General features: G+C 52.7%; 14 protein-coding genes. 5 read left to right on the forward strand and 9 right to left on the reverse strand.

Going from position 1 to position 20816, the window contains the following annotated elements; translation table 11 throughout:
* Positions 1–48: 48 nt before the first annotated feature.
* Positions 49–1647: an AbgT family transporter gene (locus tag ABGI61_RS04630; protein WP_347597588.1), complete on the reverse strand. Its 1599-nt coding sequence runs from the start codon at positions 1645–1647 to the stop codon at positions 49–51.
* Positions 1648–1997: 350 nt separating this feature from the next.
* Here ABGI61_RS04630 and ABGI61_RS04635 point away from each other — a divergent pair, with 350 nt between their 5' ends.
* Positions 1998–2747 carry a 3-hydroxybutyrate dehydrogenase gene (locus ABGI61_RS04635; protein ID WP_347597591.1) on the forward strand — a complete coding sequence of 250 codons (750 nt, stop codon included), beginning with the start codon at positions 1998–2000 and terminating at the stop codon, positions 2745–2747.
* 45 nt (positions 2748–2792) lie between these two features.
* Positions 2793–6242: a hybrid sensor histidine kinase/response regulator gene (locus tag ABGI61_RS04640; RefSeq protein ID WP_347597594.1), complete on the forward strand. Its 3450-nt coding sequence runs from the start codon at positions 2793–2795 to the stop codon at positions 6240–6242.
* Positions 6243–6248: 6 nt separating this feature from the next.
* Here ABGI61_RS04640 and ABGI61_RS04645 read toward each other — a convergent pair whose 3' ends face one another.
* The 6 genes from ABGI61_RS04645 to ABGI61_RS04670 all read right to left on the reverse strand — a co-directional run bounded on the left by ABGI61_RS04645 (position 6249) and on the right by ABGI61_RS04670 (position 13341).
* A complete protein-coding gene (locus ABGI61_RS04645) occupies positions 6249–6848 on the reverse strand; it encodes a hypothetical protein (protein ID WP_347597596.1) in 600 nt (199 codons plus the stop codon).
* A 31-nt stretch (positions 6849–6879) separates the two neighbouring features.
* The gene (locus ABGI61_RS04650) at positions 6880–8712 is read right to left on the reverse strand and encodes a hypothetical protein (protein ID WP_347597599.1); all 1833 of its coding nucleotides are present in this window, start codon (positions 8710–8712) and stop codon (positions 6880–6882) included.
* Positions 8702–9784 carry a TolB family protein gene (locus ABGI61_RS04655; RefSeq protein WP_347597602.1) on the reverse strand — a complete coding sequence of 361 codons (1083 nt, stop codon included), beginning with the start codon at positions 9782–9784 and terminating at the stop codon, positions 8702–8704. The genes ABGI61_RS04650 and ABGI61_RS04655 overlap by 11 nt, the downstream gene beginning before the upstream one ends.
* A gap of 2 nt (positions 9785–9786) precedes the next feature.
* Entirely contained in the window at positions 9787–10140 is a 354-nt protein-coding gene (locus ABGI61_RS04660) for a hypothetical protein (protein ID WP_347597605.1), read from the reverse strand.
* Between the two features lie 181 nt (positions 10141–10321).
* Positions 10322–10963 (reverse strand): response regulator transcription factor, encoded by a 642-nt coding sequence (locus tag ABGI61_RS04665; RefSeq protein WP_347597608.1) that lies wholly within the window; start codon positions 10961–10963, stop codon positions 10322–10324.
* A gap of 65 nt (positions 10964–11028) precedes the next feature.
* Positions 11029–13341 carry a TonB-dependent receptor gene (locus ABGI61_RS04670; RefSeq protein ID WP_347597611.1) on the reverse strand — a complete coding sequence of 771 codons (2313 nt, stop codon included), beginning with the start codon at positions 13339–13341 and terminating at the stop codon, positions 11029–11031.
* A 157-nt stretch (positions 13342–13498) separates the two neighbouring features.
* On the opposite strand from ABGI61_RS04670, the gene ABGI61_RS04675 reads away from it, so the two are divergent.
* The 3 genes from ABGI61_RS04675 to ABGI61_RS04685 all read left to right on the forward strand — a co-directional run bounded on the left by ABGI61_RS04675 (position 13499) and on the right by ABGI61_RS04685 (position 18038).
* Complete coding sequence (locus ABGI61_RS04675) at positions 13499–14800, forward strand: GntP family permease (RefSeq protein ID WP_347597614.1); 1302 nt, start codon at positions 13499–13501, stop codon at positions 14798–14800.
* Positions 14801–14809: 9 nt separating this feature from the next.
* Complete coding sequence (locus ABGI61_RS04680; protein WP_347597617.1) at positions 14810–15967, forward strand: E22 family MetX-like putative esterase; 1158 nt, start codon at positions 14810–14812, stop codon at positions 15965–15967.
* Between the two features lie 178 nt (positions 15968–16145).
* Positions 16146–18038: a hypothetical protein gene (locus tag ABGI61_RS04685; RefSeq protein WP_347597620.1), complete on the forward strand. Its 1893-nt coding sequence runs from the start codon at positions 16146–16148 to the stop codon at positions 18036–18038.
* Positions 18039–18112: 74 nt separating this feature from the next.
* Here the strand turns inward: ABGI61_RS04685 and ABGI61_RS04690 are convergent, their stop codons facing one another.
* Together ABGI61_RS04690 and ABGI61_RS04695 are read right to left on the reverse strand one after the other, a co-directional pair.
* Complete coding sequence (locus ABGI61_RS04690) at positions 18113–19150, reverse strand: ABC transporter ATP-binding protein (protein ID WP_347597623.1); 1038 nt, start codon at positions 19148–19150, stop codon at positions 18113–18115.
* Positions 19150–20790 (reverse strand): ABC transporter permease, encoded by a 1641-nt coding sequence (locus ABGI61_RS04695; protein WP_347597626.1) that lies wholly within the window; start codon positions 20788–20790, stop codon positions 19150–19152. The genes ABGI61_RS04690 and ABGI61_RS04695 overlap by 1 nt, the downstream gene beginning before the upstream one ends.
* Positions 20791–20816: the final 26 nt, after the last annotated feature.

Below are 20816 nucleotides of genomic sequence, written 5' to 3' on the forward strand. Positions count from 1 at the left end.
AGTTAGCTGCGGTTTTTTATTATTTTTTATCAGTAACCAGTAAACTGCCTAGCCACCAAACTGATAGTAGGTGGGTGCGCCGGGCCCTACCGGCAAGCCAAATACAAATACCCACAGATAAAATAGCGTTACCCAGCCAACAAAGAATACCAGTGTGTAGGGCAACATAGTGGCAATCAGCGTGCCGATACCGAGATCTTTCTTGTAGCGTGCCGCCACGGCAAGTATTAAGCCAAAGTAGCTCATCATGGGCGTAATTAGGTTGGTTACCGAGTCACCAATACGATAAGCGGCTTGGATTACTTCCGGCGAGTAGCCAACGATCATTAGCATGGGGACAAATATCGGCGCGAAAATGGCCCACTGTGCCGAGGCTGAGCCTAGGGATAAATTCACCAGCGCACACATGGCAATAAAGAACACAAACAACAGCGGGCCGGTAAGGCCGATATCCTGCAGTAAGGTTGCACCTTTAACTGCCAAAATGGAGCCTAAATTCGACCAGCCAAAAAAGGCAACAAACTGCGCCGCGAAAAACACCAGCACGATATATAAGCCCATAGAGCTGATGCTTTTGGACATGGCATTAATAACGTCACGGTCGGTTTTCATGCTGCCAACAATACGGCCATAAACAAAACCCGGTATGGCGAAGCTAACAAAGATAAAGACGACGATACCTTTTAAAAACGGCGAGCCTTCAATCAGGCCGGTCTGCGGATGGCGCAACGGGCCCCACTCAGGCACCACACTTAACGCCAGCAACACAGCAATGGCTAAAAAGGCTACACCGGCCCAGCGCAGGCCGGTTTTTTCTGCAGCGGTAAGTTTGTCCAGTTGTTGCTTACCCAGATCGATACTGGCCTCACTGGGGTCATATTTACCCAGCTTAGGCTCGACGATTTTCTCGGTAACAAAAGCTCCCAAAGCCGCGATGACAAAAGTACTCACGATCATAAAAAACCAGTTTGCATCTGGGCTAACGGTGTAATTAGGATCGATTAAGTTGGCCGCCGACTGGGTAAAGCCCGCCAGCAAAGGGTCAACAGTGCCAATCAGCAAGTTAGCACTGTAACCACCAGACACGCCGGCAAAAGCCGCTGCCAGCCCCGCCAGCGGATGACGGCCAAGCGAGTGAAAAATCACTGCAGCCATCGGAATAAGCACCACATAGCCCAGCTCTGACGCCGTGTTAGACACGATACCGGCAAACACGATAGTAACGGTTACCATGCGCTTAGAGGCACCCATCACTAAACCGCGCATGGCGGCCGAGATAAGCCCAGAGTGCTCAGCAATACTCACGCCCAGCAGGGCCACCAGCACCACACCCAGCGGTGGAAAGCTGGTGAAGTTTGTCACCAGGTTCGACACTATGCGCTGTAAACCTTCGACACTGACCAAGTTCACCACGCGGATCACGCCATCGGCGGCGCGACCGGCCGTACCCTCTGGCCGCGGGTCAATAGCGCTGACATCAAAATAAGCCGCAATGCCACTGCCCAGCACTACCGCCAGGGCGAAACAAGCAAATAAAGTGACCGGGTGCGGTAACAAGTTACCGAGAAACTCTACCGTATCAAGAAAACGGGTAAACCAGCCGCGTTTGCCACTGTCTACCGCGGCTGTATTGTCAGGCGCTGACATAGGGTGTCCTCTGTGAAGTCTTGGTTAGGCTGCTTTTTATGCCGGTCGCAACAAGATAATAGGCCTTTACACTGCATTGCAGGGCAAAACGGCTTTAAAGCGCTGAAATATTATAATTTTTATGACAAAACCGGCCGGCTGCAGCAAGTTTGTTATTTATTTATGCCAGCAAAATGTACCACAAGGCGCTTTCAGTACCAAATATTGCCGGGCATTTATTAGCTTTAGCCGTGTAGCCACCTCTAGCGCGCATTTCCCACAAGCTAGTATCTCATAGCACTAAAGTAGCGTTGCCGTTAAGCCACTGTGCTCCTAGCATAAGGCCATCACTACAGTTTGGAGTAACAGCTATGCAGGTTCTGGTTACCGGCGCCACCGGTGGTATCGGCTTTGAAATCGCCAGTCAGTTTGCCAGCGCAGGGCACAGTGTCATTCTGGCCGACTTACAATTAGCGCAAGCAGAACAACAAGCCGCCCAGTTAAGCGCACAGGGCTTTGAGGCTTGCGGTATCCAGTTGGATGTCACTAGCGAGGCTGATATTGCTCGCTGCACCAGTCAGTTTGACATTGACGTGCTGATTAACAACGCCGGCATACAACATGTGGCGCGGCTGGAAGATTTTCCACCGCACAAGTGGCAGCAACTGCTCAACGTGATGCTAACCGGCCCGGCTATGCTAAGCCGCGCCGTGCTACCTGGCATGCGCTCACGTAACTTTGGCCGCATTATCAATATCGGCTCTATCCATGCTCTGGTGGCCTCGCCGTTTAAATCAGCCTATGTGGCGGCGAAACATGGCCTGCTGGGCTTTAGCAAGGTGGTGGCGCTGGAAAATGCCGACATCAACTTTACCATTAACACCATTTGCCCGGCCTATGTGAAAACGCCGCTGGTCGAGCAGCAAATTGCCGCTCAGGCCAAAGAGCACAACCTGACTGAACAACAGGTGATAGAGCAAATTATGCTGGCGCCTATGCCACAAAAAGCCTTTATTGGTGTCGATGAAATTGCCGCCACGGCGCTGTTTTTGTGCAGTCCGGCAGCGAAACATATCAGCGCACAAACCCTGGTGCTGGATGGCGGCTGGACAGCCCGCTAGCCGGGCGGCTAAAACTCAGGCACAATCGGCTTCTGTGATAAACGGATGACAACAGCAGAACAGATGATTCTAAACGGCAGCAGTATTGGCCTGGGTAGCATTGCCGCCCTCTCGTTGCTCTACCTGCTGGTGCTGTTTAGTGTCGGCCACTTTGGCAAACGCATTAATAGCAAACACCCGTTAGCACCCTGGGTGTTCAGTTTTGCCTTGTCTATTTATTGCACGTCCTGGGCCTTTTATGGCGTAACCGCTCAGGCTGCGGTAAACGGCTGGTGGATGCCGCCTACCTATATCGGCTCCTTTATTTTGTTTTGGTTCGGCTTTAAGTTAGTCGCGCGTATTGCTATTGCTTGCAGGCGCTACCGCATTACCTCTATTGCCGACTTTATCGCCACCCGTTTCGGCCACTCCCGCAGCCTGGCGGTTATTACCACGCTCATCTTGTTGATGTCGGTCATCCCCTACGTTGCGCTGCAGCTGCATGCGGTAGCCACCAGTATTAATACTTTGGTTGCTACCGCACCCGGCAGCGCCTGGTATAGCGACACCGGTTTATATGTCAGCTTGTGGATGGCAGTGTTTGCACTGCTGTTTGTCAGTAAAGGCGCCAAAGCTCACCAACCCAACCCTGGCCTGATGACAGCTATCGCCTTTGAGTCGCTGGTTAAGTTACTTGCCCTGTTAGCTATTGGCGCCTTTGTGTTCTGGGGCATGTATGATGGCATCGGGCAGATTTTTCAGCTGGCAGCACTAAGCCCGGCCGTCAGTCAGATTCAGCAACAAGCCCTGCCGTCTCATACCTACTGGCTGCACGTGTTACTGGGCTTTGCTGCTACCCTGTGCTTACCGCGGCAGTTTCATGTCACCTTTGTCGAGAACCAACATTTAGGCCATTTACGCGCCACCCGTTGGATCTTCCCGCTGTATCTGTTGCTGATGGGCATGTTTACGCTGCCATTGGCACTGGCCGGCGTAATGCTGCTGGGCAGTGATGCCAATATTGATTTAGTGGTGCTACAGCTGCCGCTGGCGGCCCAGCGCACTGATATGGCGTTGCTGGCCTATTTGGGAGGCTTTTCTGCCGCAACCAGCATGGTGGTAGTGGCCACTGTAGTGCTGGGCATTATGATCACCAACGAGCTGCTGGCCCCTTTGTTGTACCGTAGCGCCACAGCCAGCGACAAAGGCCATATTAAAGTAGCTACCTTGCGCCGTATTGCCATGCTAAGCGTGATGGCGCTGGGCTATTTGTATTACCGCTGGATTGGTACCGAAACCGGCCTGGCTCAGCTGGGATTGATGGCCTTTGCCCTGGTGGCGCAGCTGGCACCGGCGCTGATTTTAGGCTTGTTAAGCCGCAATATTAACCGCCAGGGTGCTATAGCCGGCTTATGTGGCGGCGCGCTGGCTTGGGCCTATATTATTTTACTGCCTGAGCTAAGCCGTGCCGGTCTTATCGGCAACCGTTGGCTCAGTGAAGGCCCGTTCGGCTTGCAACTGTTGGCGCCGCAGCAACTGTTTGGCATGAATGCGGATGTGATAAGCATTGGCGTACTGGTCAGCCTCAGCCTTAACTGCGCCCTGATTGTTCTGGTTAGCCGGCTAAGTACCACCCGGGTGGGTGAATGGCTGGAAAGCGGCCGTTTTTTACGCACCCAGCTTAGCAGCCCGCTTAAGCGACCACTGCATTTAACGGTGCAGGACTGTTACTTACTGGTAAGGCGTTTTGCCGGCGAAAAGGAAGCCAGCCGCTTACTACAACGTAACTTAAAGCAACCACATGAGCTGCAGCAATTAGCCCCGGCCAATCTGGTGCAAGCGGCTGAGCGAAGCCTGGCGGCGGTAGTGGGCGGCGCCTCTATGCGGCTTATTATGGATGCCAGTGGCCGCCATGCTAACCTGCCGCTGGAGTCGGTGGCCCGCTTTGTCGATGAAGCCAGCCAGGTGTTTCAGTTTAACCAGGCACTACTGCGCGCCACCATCGACAATATCAGTCAGGGCATTAGCGTGGTAGATGCTGACCTACGCTTAATTGCCTGGAACCAGCGTTATATCGACATGTTTAATTATCCGCCGGGACTGGTCGAAGTCGGTAAACCGGTGGCAGAGCTTATTCGCTTTAACCTTGAGCGCGGCTTAATTGACAGTGATGACGTACAAAGCGAAATCGACAAGCGCTTAAGCTACCTGCGCCAGGGCAGCGCCTACAAGTTTCAGCGCCGCCAGCAGGATGGCCGGGTGCTGGAAATGCAAGGCAACCCCCTGCCCGGTGGTGGTTTTGTTACTACCTATAGTGATGTCAGTGCCTTTATTGATACCCAACAGCAATTAGAGCAACGCGTGGCCGAGCGCACCGCCGCCTTACAGCAGTTAAATGGCCAGTTACAGCAGGCACAGCAGCAGCTGGAGCAAAGCACTCAAGCAAAAACGCGCTTTTTCGCCGCCGCCAGCCATGATTTAATGCAGCCGTTTAACGCCGCAGTGCTGTTTGCCAGCTTACTGCGCGATAAACAAAGCAGTACTGAACTTAAGCAGCTAAGCCATAATTTAATCAGTTCGCTGAACTCTGCCGAAGAGCTGTTAGGCGCTATTTTAGAGCTGACTAAACTCGACTCAGGTGTGATAACGGCCAACCCACAGCCGGTTAGTCTTAACAGTGTACTGGACGACATTGCCCGCGACGCCGCTATTTTAGCCAGCGAAAAGGGCCTGCAGCTGCACTACCGCGCCAGTAAGCTCAGCATTTACAGCGACCGTAAATTACTCAAGCGGGTGATCCAAAACCTGCTGGCCAATGCCATTCGTTATACTCCCGCTGGCAAGGTGCTGCTGGGCGTAAAGCGCTGTGGCCAGCATATTGATATTTGTGTGTTGGATACCGGCATTGGCATTAAAGCGGAAGATCAGCAGCGCATTTTTGACGAGTTTCAGCAAGGCGAGCAGCAAAGCCAGAAAGGTTTAGGCTTAGGGCTGGCGATTGCCCAACGTATCAGCACGATTTTGGCGCATCCGCTGAAGGTGCGTTCAACACCTGGTAAAGGCAGTTGTTTTAGCCTGCGGGTACCACTAAGTGGCGTTGCTCCTGTCATCACTGCGCCGATAAAAGTCACTGAAGCTACAGCTAGTTTTGCCGGCAAAACCGTGCTGCTGCTGGATAACGAACCGCAGCTACGCACGGCGGTAGCTGAGCTATTACGCAGTTGGCAGATAAAGGTTGTCGCCGTTGGCCAGCCGGCAGACACACTGCAAGCCCTGGCACAGGGCCTGAAGGCTGATTTGCTGCTGTTTGACTATCATCTGGATAACGGCGCCACTGGCGTTGAAGTTGCCAACCAGTTAGCGGCGCATTTAGCCGTGCAGCTGCCTGTGATCATCCACTCAGCCGATCATAGTGAGCATATTCGCGAACAAGCGCTTAACGCCGGCTATTACTTTTTGCTAAAACCACTGAAAGCGCCGGCGCTGAAACGGCTATTCCAGCGCCTATTACGCTAGGCGATATCAACGTGGCGCGAAACGGCGCTGAAATGGCAATAACAACGCCAGCCCCAATAGCCACAGGGTGGGCGGGGCCGGTATATCAGCACCACACTGGCCCTGGCCGACACCAATACAAGCACCGCGCGCGGCCAGATCCAGGCTAAGACCGTCAAGCCCGGTGACGTTAAGCTCATAATCTGGATCTGTACCAAAGTTAATTAAGCTAACACCATCGGTTAGCGCTAAAAAACTGATCGACATCAACCGTACCGGCTCTGTCTGCCTTAATAGCAAATCTGCATCGGTTAAAAAAGATACCAGAAAGCTGCTGATATTTCCGCCAACAGCACTGCTGTCGTACAGCGCATCGAGCACAGGATCATCAGCAAAATTGGCAAGGTCAAAAAATACATCACTCAATTGTAAGATGCTGTCATCAAACAGCAAATTTAAGTCCCAGCCCGAGACTACCTCGCCGGCTAATCCGGTGACAAACACATCAACCGATACGCTGTCAGATACGCCAACCTGCTGCTGTGCCGGCGACAGGTAAATAACAGCGGCTTTGGCCGGAGCCAACAAAGCCAGAACGAAGAGACCGCAAAGCACTAACATACGCATAGTAATATCCTTCTAGTTAGGTTGTATCCGTTCAGGGCGCCAAAGCACAGCGTGGTAAGCTGCATTTGAGCGCGCATAGCCGGGTATCATTGACGGTAATTTTGCCATCGCCGTTTTGGTCACGCACATCACCGGGTAACGGTGTCTGGCCAATACCGGCCCGTACCAGCGCAACGTCAACCGAATCGGTGGCGCCATTGCCATCCACATCACAACCGGCATCGACCGCATTAATCGTCAGGTCAAACAATATCGGGCTATCGCCCTGTTCATTACCGTTAAGCCGGCTTTGCACCTGAATAAAACGGCCACTGCTGGCTAACGCATTACCTTTAGTGGTTGGCTGGTAACTGACTAATGCCAGTCCGGCTTGGGTTTCTGCGGTACGAAACGCCACTTGCACTGAGGTGTCGGTCGGTGTCAGATCGTTCCAGTTAATATTGTCCCAGGCCTTGCCACTGTTGCCACTGTCATACACCACTGTCCAGGTGCCGGTGGGGTTAGTCACATTGCGCGCCACCAGACCGGTGGCGTCACTGTAGGTATAAGGCATATTACCTACCGGGAACACACCGAGCGGGGCGCCATCTGTACCGCGGTATTTTTGGATACGGCCAGCACTGGTAAAGCCGATTTGCAACACATCATTGTTGGCATCTACCTGTATACCCACCGAGCTGCTGCCGCCAGCCTGCAAGGGTGCCTGCCATAACAAGGTCCCATCAGGCGCCACTTTGCGTACCGTTGCACTGCCGGCAATGATATTGCCGCCACCATCGACAACGATACCGGAGCTACCCACTGTCATATTCGGAATTGCACTGTAAGTATTGGTGGCCGGATCAAACTGTTGATTGCTGCTACCCAGGTAAACTTTGCCATTGCCCAGCGCGATACCATAGTTGAAACTGGAAGCAAAAGATGACACGGTATAGGGGCCGGTGTCGCTTTGGGTATTGGTAATCTTTCCCAACACGCCAGATAAGGATGCGCTCCATAAGGTGCCACTGGCATCGATCAGGCAGCCATAAGGCGTCCATGAGCCAGCATTAGGCTGCCCAGCAGTGGGAACTGTCGATACCGGGCCAGTTATGGTAGAACCATCGGCTGCACTGATTTTGTAATAAGTGCGATCATTGAACAGCCCGACCCATAAGTTGCCATCGGTGCCGATGCACATGGCACGGCCTAAAGTACCCGTTGGCCGCAGCGGTGCGGCTATGCCATCAGGCACCCGCTTAACCCAGGCGATACGTTCATCCTGAATTTCGTTCTCATCAATAATGCCATTACCGTTGCTATCTGCCAGCGGCAACATCTCAGTGTTATCGATGATGCCATCATCATTACCGTCAGCGGAAGTGTCCATCACACCGTTGCCATTTCGGTCGATAAAGCCCTCAGCCAGAATTTTCAGCACGACACCGGCACTACTGATACCCTGACTAAAGTGGCGGTTAAGTACATAGGCATTACCGTTAATATCCACGGCTGTTCGCGAGGGTGCAGGCCCATCATAGGCATTACCTAAGTGACTATAATGTCCGGGCTGACCCACTGGGCCAAACCAGGTGCGATAGCGGGCGACTTCTTTATTCAGGTTAGTATCGAACTTTGATACGGTATCCTCGCCGGCATTGGCTATCCAGGCGACCGGAAACGTCGTACCTACCGCATTGAGTTGTAATTGATCGCCGTTCGGTGCGTCATAATTTACGCCATCAAGCACACCTTGGGCAAAGTCGGCATCCAGGGTGTAGGTTTTGCCGGCAGCCCAAGCGATACTAGTGACACAGCACAAGCCAGCGACCGTTAGCTGACGCCAAATGCCTTTGAACATTTTACTGCTGTTGCTATTTTTCATACGACAGCTCTCCTTTTGTCACAGATGCCCTATGCTGCTCAAAGGCAGGACGTGGCACCTGGTCCATATCATGTGATTTGTTCATGCTAAGCCTTTCAACCCGCTGCTTAGCCATGTCATAGCGATAAATTTGTGCGGTGCCGGTGCGCAAGCTGGTAAACAACACCTGTTTGCCATCAGCAGACCAATGTGGGTTGTAATCTTCGTGCGGGTGCTGGCTTAAATTCGTTACAGCAGAACCGTCGGCATTCATCACGAAAATATCCATTCGCGTCAGACCAGGATCATCCCGGCTACTGGCAAACAGTAACTGACGGCCATCGGCAGACCAGCGCGGCGTTTCATAGGCCGCCGGTTTGTCGGCCGTCAGGTTAACGGACTCGCCGGTTTGCAGGTCGGTACGAAACAACGCCAAATGTCCACGCATATCTGCAACATAGGCAACATAACGACCATCTGGCGAAATAGCCGGATGCGCTTTGTTACGCTTTGACGTCTGCTCGCTGATATTTTTAAGGCCACTACCATCACGCTGCACCAGCCAGACATCGGCCTTGCCATCAGCATTAGCGCCTAAAAATACTAACTGCTTACCATCAGCCGACCACACTGGCGCATCAGGCCCTTTCTCCAGGCCATCCGCTACCAGCACCTGGGTCTCGCCAGTAGCCAGTTGCACCAGATGCAGTTCCACCCCCGTTTTACTGTTATCTCTGGCCAGATAAGCAATAGCCGAACCATCCGGCGACCAGGCTGGTGCAGTTTGCCACAGCTTGCTTGGTGTTAACCGGCGCAGCTGACTACCATCGGCTTGCATCAGATAAATAGCAGACTGGCCATCGCGTACTGAACTAAATGCCAGTTCACTACCATCGGCAGACCAGGCTGGCTGGGTATTCACCGAACTGCCGCTGGTTAGCGCTTGCTCACTACTGCCCTGACGCAGGTAAATATGGGCATTACCATCACGAATAGAGACAAAAGCCAGCCCTTGCTGCTGCGGCAAGGCACAAAGGCCAAAGCTGACTGCCAGCAGCACTGAACCGGCTACAACATACTGTTGAAAGCTCATGTTCAGTCTCCTGCTGGCCTTACCAGCACCGCAGAGGTTGCTACCAGGCGTTTTTTGCTGTCACGCACCTGCAGCTGATACTGGCCCGCGCTGCCGGTAACCAGCTGAAAGCTTAAGCTGCCGGACTCATCTGCCGTCACCAGCTGCTGGCTGGTTTTCTTACCCATAATGGTTTTAATGCTGTAACTCTCGCCAGCGCTAAAATGCTGGCCTTGCAAGGTGATGATATCACCGGCTGCAGCGTGCGACGGCCCGGACAGCACAGCCTTAGCCCCCGCCAATGCACCAAAACTCAGACAACAGAGCAAATATAACGATAGGGTGCCAAGGCCCCGGATTGAAACAAGGTTTTCCATTGCTAGCTTCTCCTTTGGTAAAAGTCGAAACCCACATCACACCTTAATATGCAGGATGCACTACAGTGCAGCGCAATGCATAGTGTAAGCCAACATTAGAAAGCACTGTTTTATATGAAATTAATAAATCGCTCGATAGTAAACTGAGGAGGCGTTGTAAAGCTGCCTGACGCTGATATAGCTAGCCCGGCAGCCTGAGTTTTTCAAATAAGATGCCGGCCAGGGTGCGGTTATTCACGTTCAGCTTGCGCAGTATGGCCGAGACATGTTGTTTTACCGTAGTTTCCTGCACCTGCATTTCATAGGCAATTTGCTTATTGAGCAGGCCATCGGCAATCATCTTCAGCACCCGAAACTGCTGCGGTGTTAGCTGCTCCAACCGGCTGGCAAAGTCTTCATCGATCAAGGCTTTGGCGTTGTGCACGTCTTGCGCCAACTCTGCCGGCAGCCAGCTGTCGCCATTTAGCACGGCACTAATGGCTTGTGACAGCAACTCCAGCGGCGCTGACTTAGGAATATAGGCCGCAGCGCCAAGCGCCAGCGCTTGCTTTATGACTACCGGGTCTTCTTCGGCCGACACCATAATTACCGGCACATCCGGGTATTCGGTGCGTAGTGCGGTTAAGCCGGTAAAGCCGTCGCTGCCGGGCATTTTTAAATCAAGAAAAATAAAGTGGGTGTCGGGGTGGGCACGCAATAACGGCCACACCTGCTGCATATTTTCAGCTTGCAAAAGCAGGGCGTCGCTGCCAAGGATATTGGCACAAGCTTGGGATAAAGCCACCCGGAATAGCGGGTGATCATCAGCAATTAAGGCAATCATAAACTAACTTCTGGGCTTTTTGCCCATAATGTACCGGGGCTCGCGCCCCGGCAAGGGTTTTATGGTTAGAAACGGTAACCGACAGTCAGACTGACGGTGCGTGGCGCACCGTAATAGCCGATTAACGTGTTATCACCGCCCAGACCCGGAATATACTGGCCTGGATTAGCCGGATCCGGCGCGATAAACGCATAGTTACCTACCAGATATTCTTCGTCAGTCAGGTTTTTACCATGCAGCGCAACACTCCAGTGGCCATCATTACTAAACCAGGTTACCCCCAGGTTTAACAAACCATAGCTGTCTTGTGTCAACAGGTTGTCCAGTTCGACCAGCGAGTAGCTGCTACGGTAATTGTAGTTACCATTGAAAATGACATCACCCAAGTCTGTCAGCAGGTTGTAACTGAAGCCGACATTCGCCGTCGTCTCCGGTGTGTTGGTTACCGAGAAGCGATCGGAGATATCCACCGCGCCAGTGCCCGGCACAAAGGTGAGCGCCTCTTCAAAACTAGCATCTATCAGGCCCAGATTACCGTAAATTTCCAACTCACGACTGGCTTTCCAGGTTACTTCCAGCTCCAGGCCAGTCGCCTCTGAACGGCCAACATTACCTAACCGCTGGTTTAATGCCGTCGCATCATTTTCATCCGGGATCACGGCGATATACTGGCGGTCCTTGTGGTCCAGCATGAATAAGGTAGCATTAATACGTACTCTGTCATTCCAGTCACTCTTCATACCAATTTCAAAAGAGTTAACATCTTCAGGATCTGCGGCAGGCTCTGCCACCGTCGCCCTTGGGTTAAAAGTACCGGACTTAAAGCCCTGGCTGTAACTGGCAAACAACATCAGATCATTACTGTACTGATATTCCACACCAATTTTTGGCGTTACCTTAGACCAGCTTTCGCTGTCATCCAGTACCACTGGTGTGGTTAAGCCATCTGGCCGCACATAGCCAGGGATCCAGCCCGACTCCGGATACACAATGTCAAAAATCAGCCCATTGCGCACCACAGCTTCTTTTTCATCTTTGGTGTAGCGTAAGCCGGCGGTTACCGACCATTTATCATCAATATCATAAGTTCCCTGCGCATATAACGCAGTGCTGTCGCCGTTACTGCAACCACCTACTTCACGGGTAAGGCCCGGCGCTCCGAGTGACTGACCAAGCACACCTAAGATGGCATCGAACACGCCGCAAGAGTCTGCTGTGTAGTAGTAAGCGCCTGACACCATCTTAAAGCCATCGGTTTGGTAGTTCAGCTGGAACTCTTGAGTGAACTGCTCATCGTCATAAATGGCGGGTACATCAAAAATCGGCAAAGAGGTGTTATCAAAATCGATATTGGTGGGCGAATAGCTTTCGCGCTGGGCGGTAATCGACTTGAACGCCCAGTCATCATTAATATCCCAGTTTACTGTCAGGCTTAAGCCTTCAGTTTCTACTTTGTTTTTGGTTGGTAAGCTGGTGTAAGAGTCGAATACGCTATCCGGCACCGGCGCATCGGTGAGCAAACTGGGCAGTAAACGGTAGCCGCCTTTGGCATTAGAGTCATCTTCAGTTTTGTCGTAGTTCAACCGCATAAACACCGCATCGCTTGGGCGATACTCCAGCGTCATACGATAGGCTTGCAAGTCTTTGTTATAGTTTTCGCCATCCTGATTAGGTAACGCTGAAGTTAAAAAATTACCATAACCGTCACGCTGTAAGTTGGCATAACCGAAACCAAAATACAGCTGGTTATCAATCAGTGGGATCTGACCGGTTAATTTCACATCGCCCTGTTTATAGCTGCCGGCGGTCAGGTTTACCGCAAACTCAGTATCGCCGCTCATCTCTTTAGTGACATATTTAACTGCGCCACCAATGGTATTTTTACCATACAGCGTGCCCTGCGGGCCACGCAGTACTTCAATACGTTCTACGTTGAGGATATCCAGCACTGCACCTTGTGGCCGCGCGACATAGACATCATCAATGTAAATACCCACGCCAGGCTCGTAACCCCATAGTGGGTCTTCCTGGCCTACACCACGGATAAAGGCAGTGAGGGTTGAGTTAGTACCACGGCTTTGCTGTAAGGTCGTGTTTGGTGAAAATTGCTGAATTTCTACCACGGTTGAGATACCGCGTTCGGCAATATCGGCAGCACCAATAGACGTTACTGCCACCGGCACTTCCTGCAGGTTTTCCACTGTGCGCCGGGCGGTAACCTCAATCCGCTCCAGTTTTACTGCTTCGTCTTCTTTGGCGGTTTCCTGCGCCAGCGCTGTGGCGGCAAAGCAGCTACTGATAGCTAAAGCAACCAGACTGGGTTTTAACAGGGTACGACTAAACTTGTGCTGTGCATCTTTATTATGGTTATGGGCCATCTTGGCTCTCCTGCTGTTTGATTTCACATGATCTTGTTGTTATGTGTGTAGCCTTACTGTAGGCGCAAACGCAGATTTTTTAACCTGTACCTTAGTACTATGGTGATGCCTGCTGTCCTGTATCAGACTAAACGAAAATGCGAACAAGGATAACAAGATGTTGAGTCTTCTCGGATTACTCGCCGGGCTGGCATTGTTAATAGTACTGACTATGCGCGGCTTTAACCTGTTTATCACTGCACCACTGTGCGCTTTACTGGTGGCCATCACCAATGGCATTCCGTTTTGGCAGGTCAGTGACAAGCTTGACTTTGTCCACGGCTACATGAGCGGCTTCTCCGGCTTTGTTGCTGCCTGGTTTCTGATGTTTTTATTGGGCTCACTGTTTGGCAAATTAATGGAGCATACTGGCGCGGCCGATGCGGTGGCGCTGGCGATAGTGAAAAAACTTGGCCACGGCAAAGCAGTGTTAGCCGTAGTGTTAGCCTGCGCGGTTCTGACTTACGGCGGCGTTAGTGTGTTTGTCGTGGCGTTTTCTGCCTATCCAATGGCGGTGAGCTTGTTTAAAGGTGCCAACCTGCCACGGCGTTTTATTCCGGCCGCACTGGCGCTGGGCTCAGTCACCTTTACTATGACCTCGGCCGGCTCACCGGAAATACAAAACTGGATCCCGATTCCTTACTTAGGCACCACACCTTATGCCGGCTGGCAAGTAAGTATTGTCGTCGCCATCTTTATGGCCATTGCCGGTTACGCCGCATTGATGTGGATGATTAAACGGGCGCAGGCTGCTGGCGAGCACTTTGTGCAGCGTAGCAGCGATCCGGAAATTACCGACCGCGCTCTACCGCACCCGCTAATGGGCATTATTCCGCTGGGTGTGGTGCTGCTGTTATCTTTTTTACTGCACGACAGCCTGCAACAAGCGGCGCTCATTGTGGCACTATCCGGCGGCGTGGTTAGCCTGTACTTGCTTAATTTTCGCTATTTGCATAACCCGGCTGCAGCCACCAATGAAGGTGTATTAGGGGCGCTGTTGGCGATAGGCAACACTGCTGCCGTGGTGGGTTTTGGCTCGGTAGCGAAACTTACTCCGGCGTTTGCCAACGTAGTGAACACCATGACACATTTACCCGGGCCTGAGCTGCTGGGTGCCGCTGTGGCAGTAAGTGCCATTGCTGGCCTTACCGGCTCAGCGTCTGGTGGCCAGGTGATTGCCCTGCCCGAGTTGGCACCGCACTATTTAGAGCGCGGTGTCGATGCCGAGCAGCTGCACCGCGTGGTGGCTATTTCATCCGGCGCGCTGGATTCCCTGCCGCATAACGGCTATGTGGTCACCACTATCCGTGCTATCTGTGGTGAAAGCCATCAAAACGCCTATTGGCCGGTCGCCGTTGTCAGTGTGTTAGTGCCGGTGCTTGGCACGGCGCTGGCTATCTTATTGTTTCAGTGGTTTTAAGGAGCGATTATGCGCTGGGTAACAGCCCTACTACTCTGTTTTAGTGTTGCGTTATCGGCTGAGCCGCTACTGGTCGAAAAGCAGCGTTTTACGCTGGACAAGTTTACGACTGAAAACGGCCAGACGATTGCCCCGGTACATATTGGCTGGGAAGCCTATGGCACGCTCAATAGCGATAAATCCAATGCAGTTTTAATTACCCACTTTTTCTCCGGTAGCAGCCATGCTGCCGGTAAATACCACGTTGATGATGCGGCGCCCGGCTATTGGGATGCCATTATTGGCCCGGGCAAAGCGATAGATACCAATAAGTTTTACGTTATTAGCAGCGATACCTTAGTAAACGCGAATGTGTTTGATCAAAACGTCATCACCACGGGCCCGGCAACGATTAACCCACAAACGGGCAAACCTTATGGCTTAAGCTTTCCGGTGGTGACTATTGGTGATTTTGTCGAGGTGCAAAAGGCCTTGCTCGACAGCCTCGGCATTGACAAGCTTCACGCCGTGATTGGCCCGTCGATGGGCTCGTTTCAGGCCATTGAATGGGCAGTGCGTTACCCTGACAAGGTTGAACGGCTGCTGCCAGTGATTGGCAGCGCCTATATGGATACCTTTAGTGCGATTAAACTGCAGCGCTGGGCCTACCCGATTTTACAAGACCCGGCCTGGCAGGCTGGCGACTACTACGACCAAGGCCAGCCCTGGCAAGGCTTAAGCACGGCACTGGCCTACATTACCCAAGATGCCTTGCACCCGGACGGCTTTAACCCGCGCTATGCGGCCTTTAGCACCGATAAAGCCTTACATCAGGATATCCGCGCCCTGCCACAAGCCTGGCAGCAACTGCTGGCACAAGCCCGGCAACGGGCAGCAAAACAAGATGCCAACCATATTCTGTATTTAGTGCGGGCGTCGCAACTGTGGCGTGCCGGCATGGGCGAAAACTGGCAGCAGGCACTGGGCCGAGTGAAAGCCAAAACGCTGTTTTTGCCCGCCACTGGCGATTTACTGCTACCACCGGCATTAAGCCAGCACAGCGCCAAGGTAATGCAGGCAGCCGGTAACAGCGCACAGTATGACGAAATTCCCGGCAACTTTGGTCATTTAGACGGCGTGCTGGGCATCAGCGCGATGGCCAGCCAAATCAGCGATTTTTTAAAGTAACGACAGTGCCATTTCCTGGTAGGCGCTGCAGGTCTTGGGCGCCTTTTTTCATTGCTGATAAAAAATGTCGCTAACCGGCCAATTATCCGCTAAATCTATCGGGCAACGCCTTGCAAAAGCATGGCAGTCAGGCAAGATAGCAGTTTTACAACAAACTGATTTTTAAAAGGAAGTAACCATGGCCTATGATTACGGCAGTGAATCGCTTGGCATCCGTAACCCGTTTAAAGCTGAAGGCTTACTGCGCGCCATTCGCGGCTTGCTGGTAAGCTTACTGGGTATTTACCCACTTCTGCAGGTGGTGAGTCTGGTGCAGCAGGACAAAGCGCTGGCCTGGATTTATGCCGCAGTCGGCTTTATGTTACTGGCCGGCGGTTTGCGGGCGCTGGGCGGCGGTATTTTTCAGATGCTGCGCTTTTTTGTTGGCCGCAGCGTACCCACCTCGCTGGCAACAAACTTCAGTAAGTCTGAACGTGAAACAGCCAAACTCGAGCAGCCGCACTATAAAAGCATCGATTTAGAAGAGATGCTGATGGGGCGCAAAAACAAAACCTTTGTTGAACCGGTTGGCTTTATCTCGCGGCTGGTACATACCCTGGTACCTAAACTGATTTTTCTGCCTTACCCACTGCGTAACCTGGCGCAGCGCTTTGCCGGCGCGCTAATTGCCACGGCTATCGCGCTGGTAGCCTATGCATTAACCGCCTTTGTCTGTCTGACAGGACTGGCCGGCGACACCGGCGATATCCTGCTACCGTTTTTCTCTTTTGTGCTGGTGGTGTACCTTATTTTAACCTGGCGCGCGGCCAGTACCGTGTACCGGCAGGCAGAAAAAACCATTGAAACTCAGGGTAACCTGAAACTGGCTAAAATTATGGCGTTCGCTATTCTGGCACCAGTGCTGCTGGGGCTGGGCATTAATTATCTGCTGCAGCAACCAGAGGTGCACCAGTTTGTTACCGAGCTGCAGCAATCTGAGCTGCAAAGCTTTGCGGTAACACCGCAGCTGCTATTAGTGCTGCTGTTTGCTGCCTTAAGTGGCGCCTTTATTTTTCTGCTGCTAAAACAACGTACCGCTCAGGTACAGGCACAAACCAAAGTATCGGAGTACCGCGCCAACTGGCAGGAGAATATTCACCCGCGCGAACTGTTTGTTAATATCGACAATATCGTGATGGCAAACCGCCGGTATAAAGAGATCCCGAACCGGGTGTACCGAGAGCTTAACCCCAGCCTGAACGAACAATCTGAAAGCAAAGGCGATTTTAGCGGCGAAGTGATGATTGAAACCCAGCCAGCTTATGCGCCGCTGCAACATAGTGCCCTGTTTAAACAGCTGCGGCTGTGGGCCACAGTCTGCGGCCAGTTATTACTGCTAATTGGCCCCTTTATTCTGTTTTATCTGTTGTTTGAAGCCGAAACGGTGCTAAAGCTTATTCGCGAATACACCGCCTTGGCACGCCCCAGCGATGCGCTGACACAAGGCTTTGTGGTGAGCCTGTTTAACGAAAGTCAGTTTATTTTAAGTCTGATTTTTAGCTGGTTTATTTGCCACAGCTTTGGCCGTTTGCTGGAAAACTACAGCCATACCTTTTGGGCCGAGCTGAATTTTGACTCCTTACTGGTGTACTTAAAATGCGAAGGCACCTACACCCAAAGTAAACTGACCACAGGTAAAGGCATTTACGACTCTACCTCGTCCGAAAACTACGTGATGCGCTCTTCATTAACACCGTGGATCATCAGCTCACGCATTATGAGCAGCACCTTTGCCGACAGCGGCGCGAAAAACGTCGAGCACCCAAGGCATATTTTGGAAATGGCGGACAACCCGCAAGAAATGCAGGCGATACTGGACGACATTCAAAGCTTTCTGTCCGAGCGCGAAACCATTGCCAATATTAAGAACGCGCAGGATTTATCTAACACCGAGCAAATTTATCAAATTAACCAGCAGTCGCGTGCTATGCCAGTTACTGGCGATCAGGCCACGTTAGCCAGCCCGCAGCAAGACGCCGAGGCCAGCACCAGCCTGCCACCCGAGCAGCCTAACGCGCCGGGCAAAGACTAACCGCAACCCGTTGTATTGGCGTAACAGAGTAGTAAAAAGGTCAGCGCAGGCTGACCTTTTTTATGCCGCGGAAGCTATACGCGGGGAAACAGCACCAGGTGGTCTAAATCGAGGCGAATGCCTATCTGCTCACCTATCGCATGGTTATGGTGGCTTAAGGCCAGACATTGCACCAACTCACCGCTGTGTAGCTTCAGCTGATACAAAATATGCGAGCCGCGAAAGGCTTTTTCTACTACCTGGGCGGTAATGCCGCTGGCATCGTCATGTACGATGTCATCGGGGCGGATCAGCACATCCACCTGGTCGCCGGCCTGCACGGTGCTGACGTAGCGCTGGGTAAAGGTGCCCAGATTGGTCTGTACTTGCTGAGCGTCGAGCATAGTGCCGGGAATTAACACGCCACGGCCGATAAAGTCGGCCACGAAGCGGTTAGCCGGTTTGTGGTACAGCTCGTACGGTGTGGCCCACTGCTGCAAGCGGCCAAACTCCATCACCCCTATCATATCGGCCATGGCAAAGGCCTCATTCTGATCGTGCGTGACCATAATGGCGGTGATGCGCAGCTGTTGCAAAATCTGCCGGATTTCACGTGCCAGACCTTCGCGCAGCTCAGTGTCCAGACTAGAGAATGGCTCGTCTAACAATAGCACCCGCGGCTTGGGTGCCAATGCCCGGGCCAGCGCCACGCGCTGTTGCTGGCCACCGGATAACTGGTGGATATAGCGCTGGCCCAAATCTGGCAATCCGACTAACTGCAGCAATTGCTTTACCTGCGTCGTCTTCTCAGCTTTGCTCAGTTTGCCCAGACCAAAGGCGATATTGTCCGCCACGTTTAAATGCGGAAACAACGCAAAATCCTGAAACACCATGCCCACCTGGCGCAGCTCTGGCGCAAGCTGAGAAGTGGTGTCACTAACTGGCTGGCGTTGCAGGCTAATTACACCTGAGGCCACTGGCTCAAAACCGGCAATGGCCCGAAGTAAGGTGGTTTTACCACAACCGGACGGGCCGACTAAACAGCCAATCTGGCCCTGCGCCAACGACAGGCTAACCTCTTTAACCACAGTGTTGCCGCTATAGGCGACAGCAACCTGTTGCAATTCCAGCATTAGGGCGCTCCTTCATGGGTAGCTTTTACTGAGCGGGCCAACAACATCACTGGCAGCAAACTTACCAGCACGATAGCCAACGCCGGTAAGGCCGCATCGGCTAAGCGCTCGTCTGATGCAAGTTCATAGGTACGCACCGCCAGCGTATTAAAATTAAATGGCCTTAAGATCAATGTCGCCGGCAACTCTTTGAGTACATCAACAAATACCAGCAGCAGTGCCGTTAGCACGCTGGTGCGCAGCAGTGGCACATGCACCTTTTTCAGCACGCCAAGCGGGCTAAAACCCAGCGAGCGGGCGGCGTTATCCATACTGGGTTTAATGCGCTGTAAGCCAGCTTCCACACTGTGTAGCGACACCGCTAAAAAGCGCACGCTATACGCCAGCACTAAGGCGAATAAGGTACCGGAGAAAATCAGCCCGGTGCGTACACCAAACCAGTGCTCGGCCAGCACGTCAATACGACCATCCAGATAAGCCAGCGGTATCATTACGCCAATGGCAATCACAGTGCCTGGCACAGCATAGCCCAGCGCCGCTACTCGCACCGGCGCCTGCACCAGCACGTCGCGCCTTAGCCGTTTGCCATAAGCAAATAACAGTGCCAACAGTACCGCTACCACAGCGGCCAGCGCCGCCAGCGAGAAGCTGTTCCACACCAGAGTAATAAACTGCTGATTGAAGGTGATCTGATAGTTACTCAACGCCCAACTACTTAGCTGTATTGCCGGCACCACAAAGCCAAACAGCACCGGCAGGCTGCATAGCAGCACCAACAGCATTTGCCGGCTCAGACTCACCGATCTCAGGCTTACCGGTTGGCTGCGCTGGCCCTGATGATAATACCGGATTTTACGCCGCGACCACTGCTCCAGCAGCAGCAGCACTAACACAAAGCCGGTCAGCAAAGCGGCCAGCTGTGCCGCGCCGGCCTGGCTACCCATACCAAACCAGGTACGGAAAATACCGGTGGTAAAGGTTGTCACACCAAAGTATTGCACAGTGCCGTAGTCGGCGAAGGCCTCCATCATCGCCAGTGCGGTGCCGGTTAAAATGGCCGGCCGCGCCAGTGGCAACGCCACACGCCAGAAGTGCTGCCGGGGTGTTAGCCCCAGAGTGCGACTGGCTTCGAACAGGGAAGCAGACTGCTCACTAAAAGCAGTGCGCGCCAACATATAGACATAAGGATACAACACCAACGACAGCATAACGATGGCGCCACCTAGAGAGCGGATCTCGGGAAACCAATAATCACCGTAGCGCCAACCCGTTAATTCGCGGATGTAATTTTGCAGCGGGCCGGCAAAGTCCAGCATACCGGTGTAGGTATAAGCAATGATATAAGCAGGCATCGCCAGTGGCAGCAGCAACATCCACTGCAACAGCCGCCGGCCAATAAACTGATACTGACTGATAAGCCAGGCACTGCCAGTGCCGAGCAATAACGCGCCCAGCCCGGTTCCACCAGCGAGTAATAGGGAATTAATAACATAGTCGGCCAGCACCGTCTGGCGCAGGTGCTGCCAAATCTCGGTTTCTGGCTGTAACAGGCTGGCAAAAATCACCAGCACCGGTAAGGCTAACAGCAGCGCCGGCAGCAGCACTGCCCAGCGCCAGATATCGCGCCAGCCGGTTAACATCTGGCGCATACCTTGTTACAACATAC

The organism is Rheinheimera fenheensis (assembly GCF_039871805.1).
Taxonomy (GTDB): domain Bacteria; phylum Pseudomonadota; class Gammaproteobacteria; order Enterobacterales; family Alteromonadaceae; genus Alishewanella; species Alishewanella fenheensis.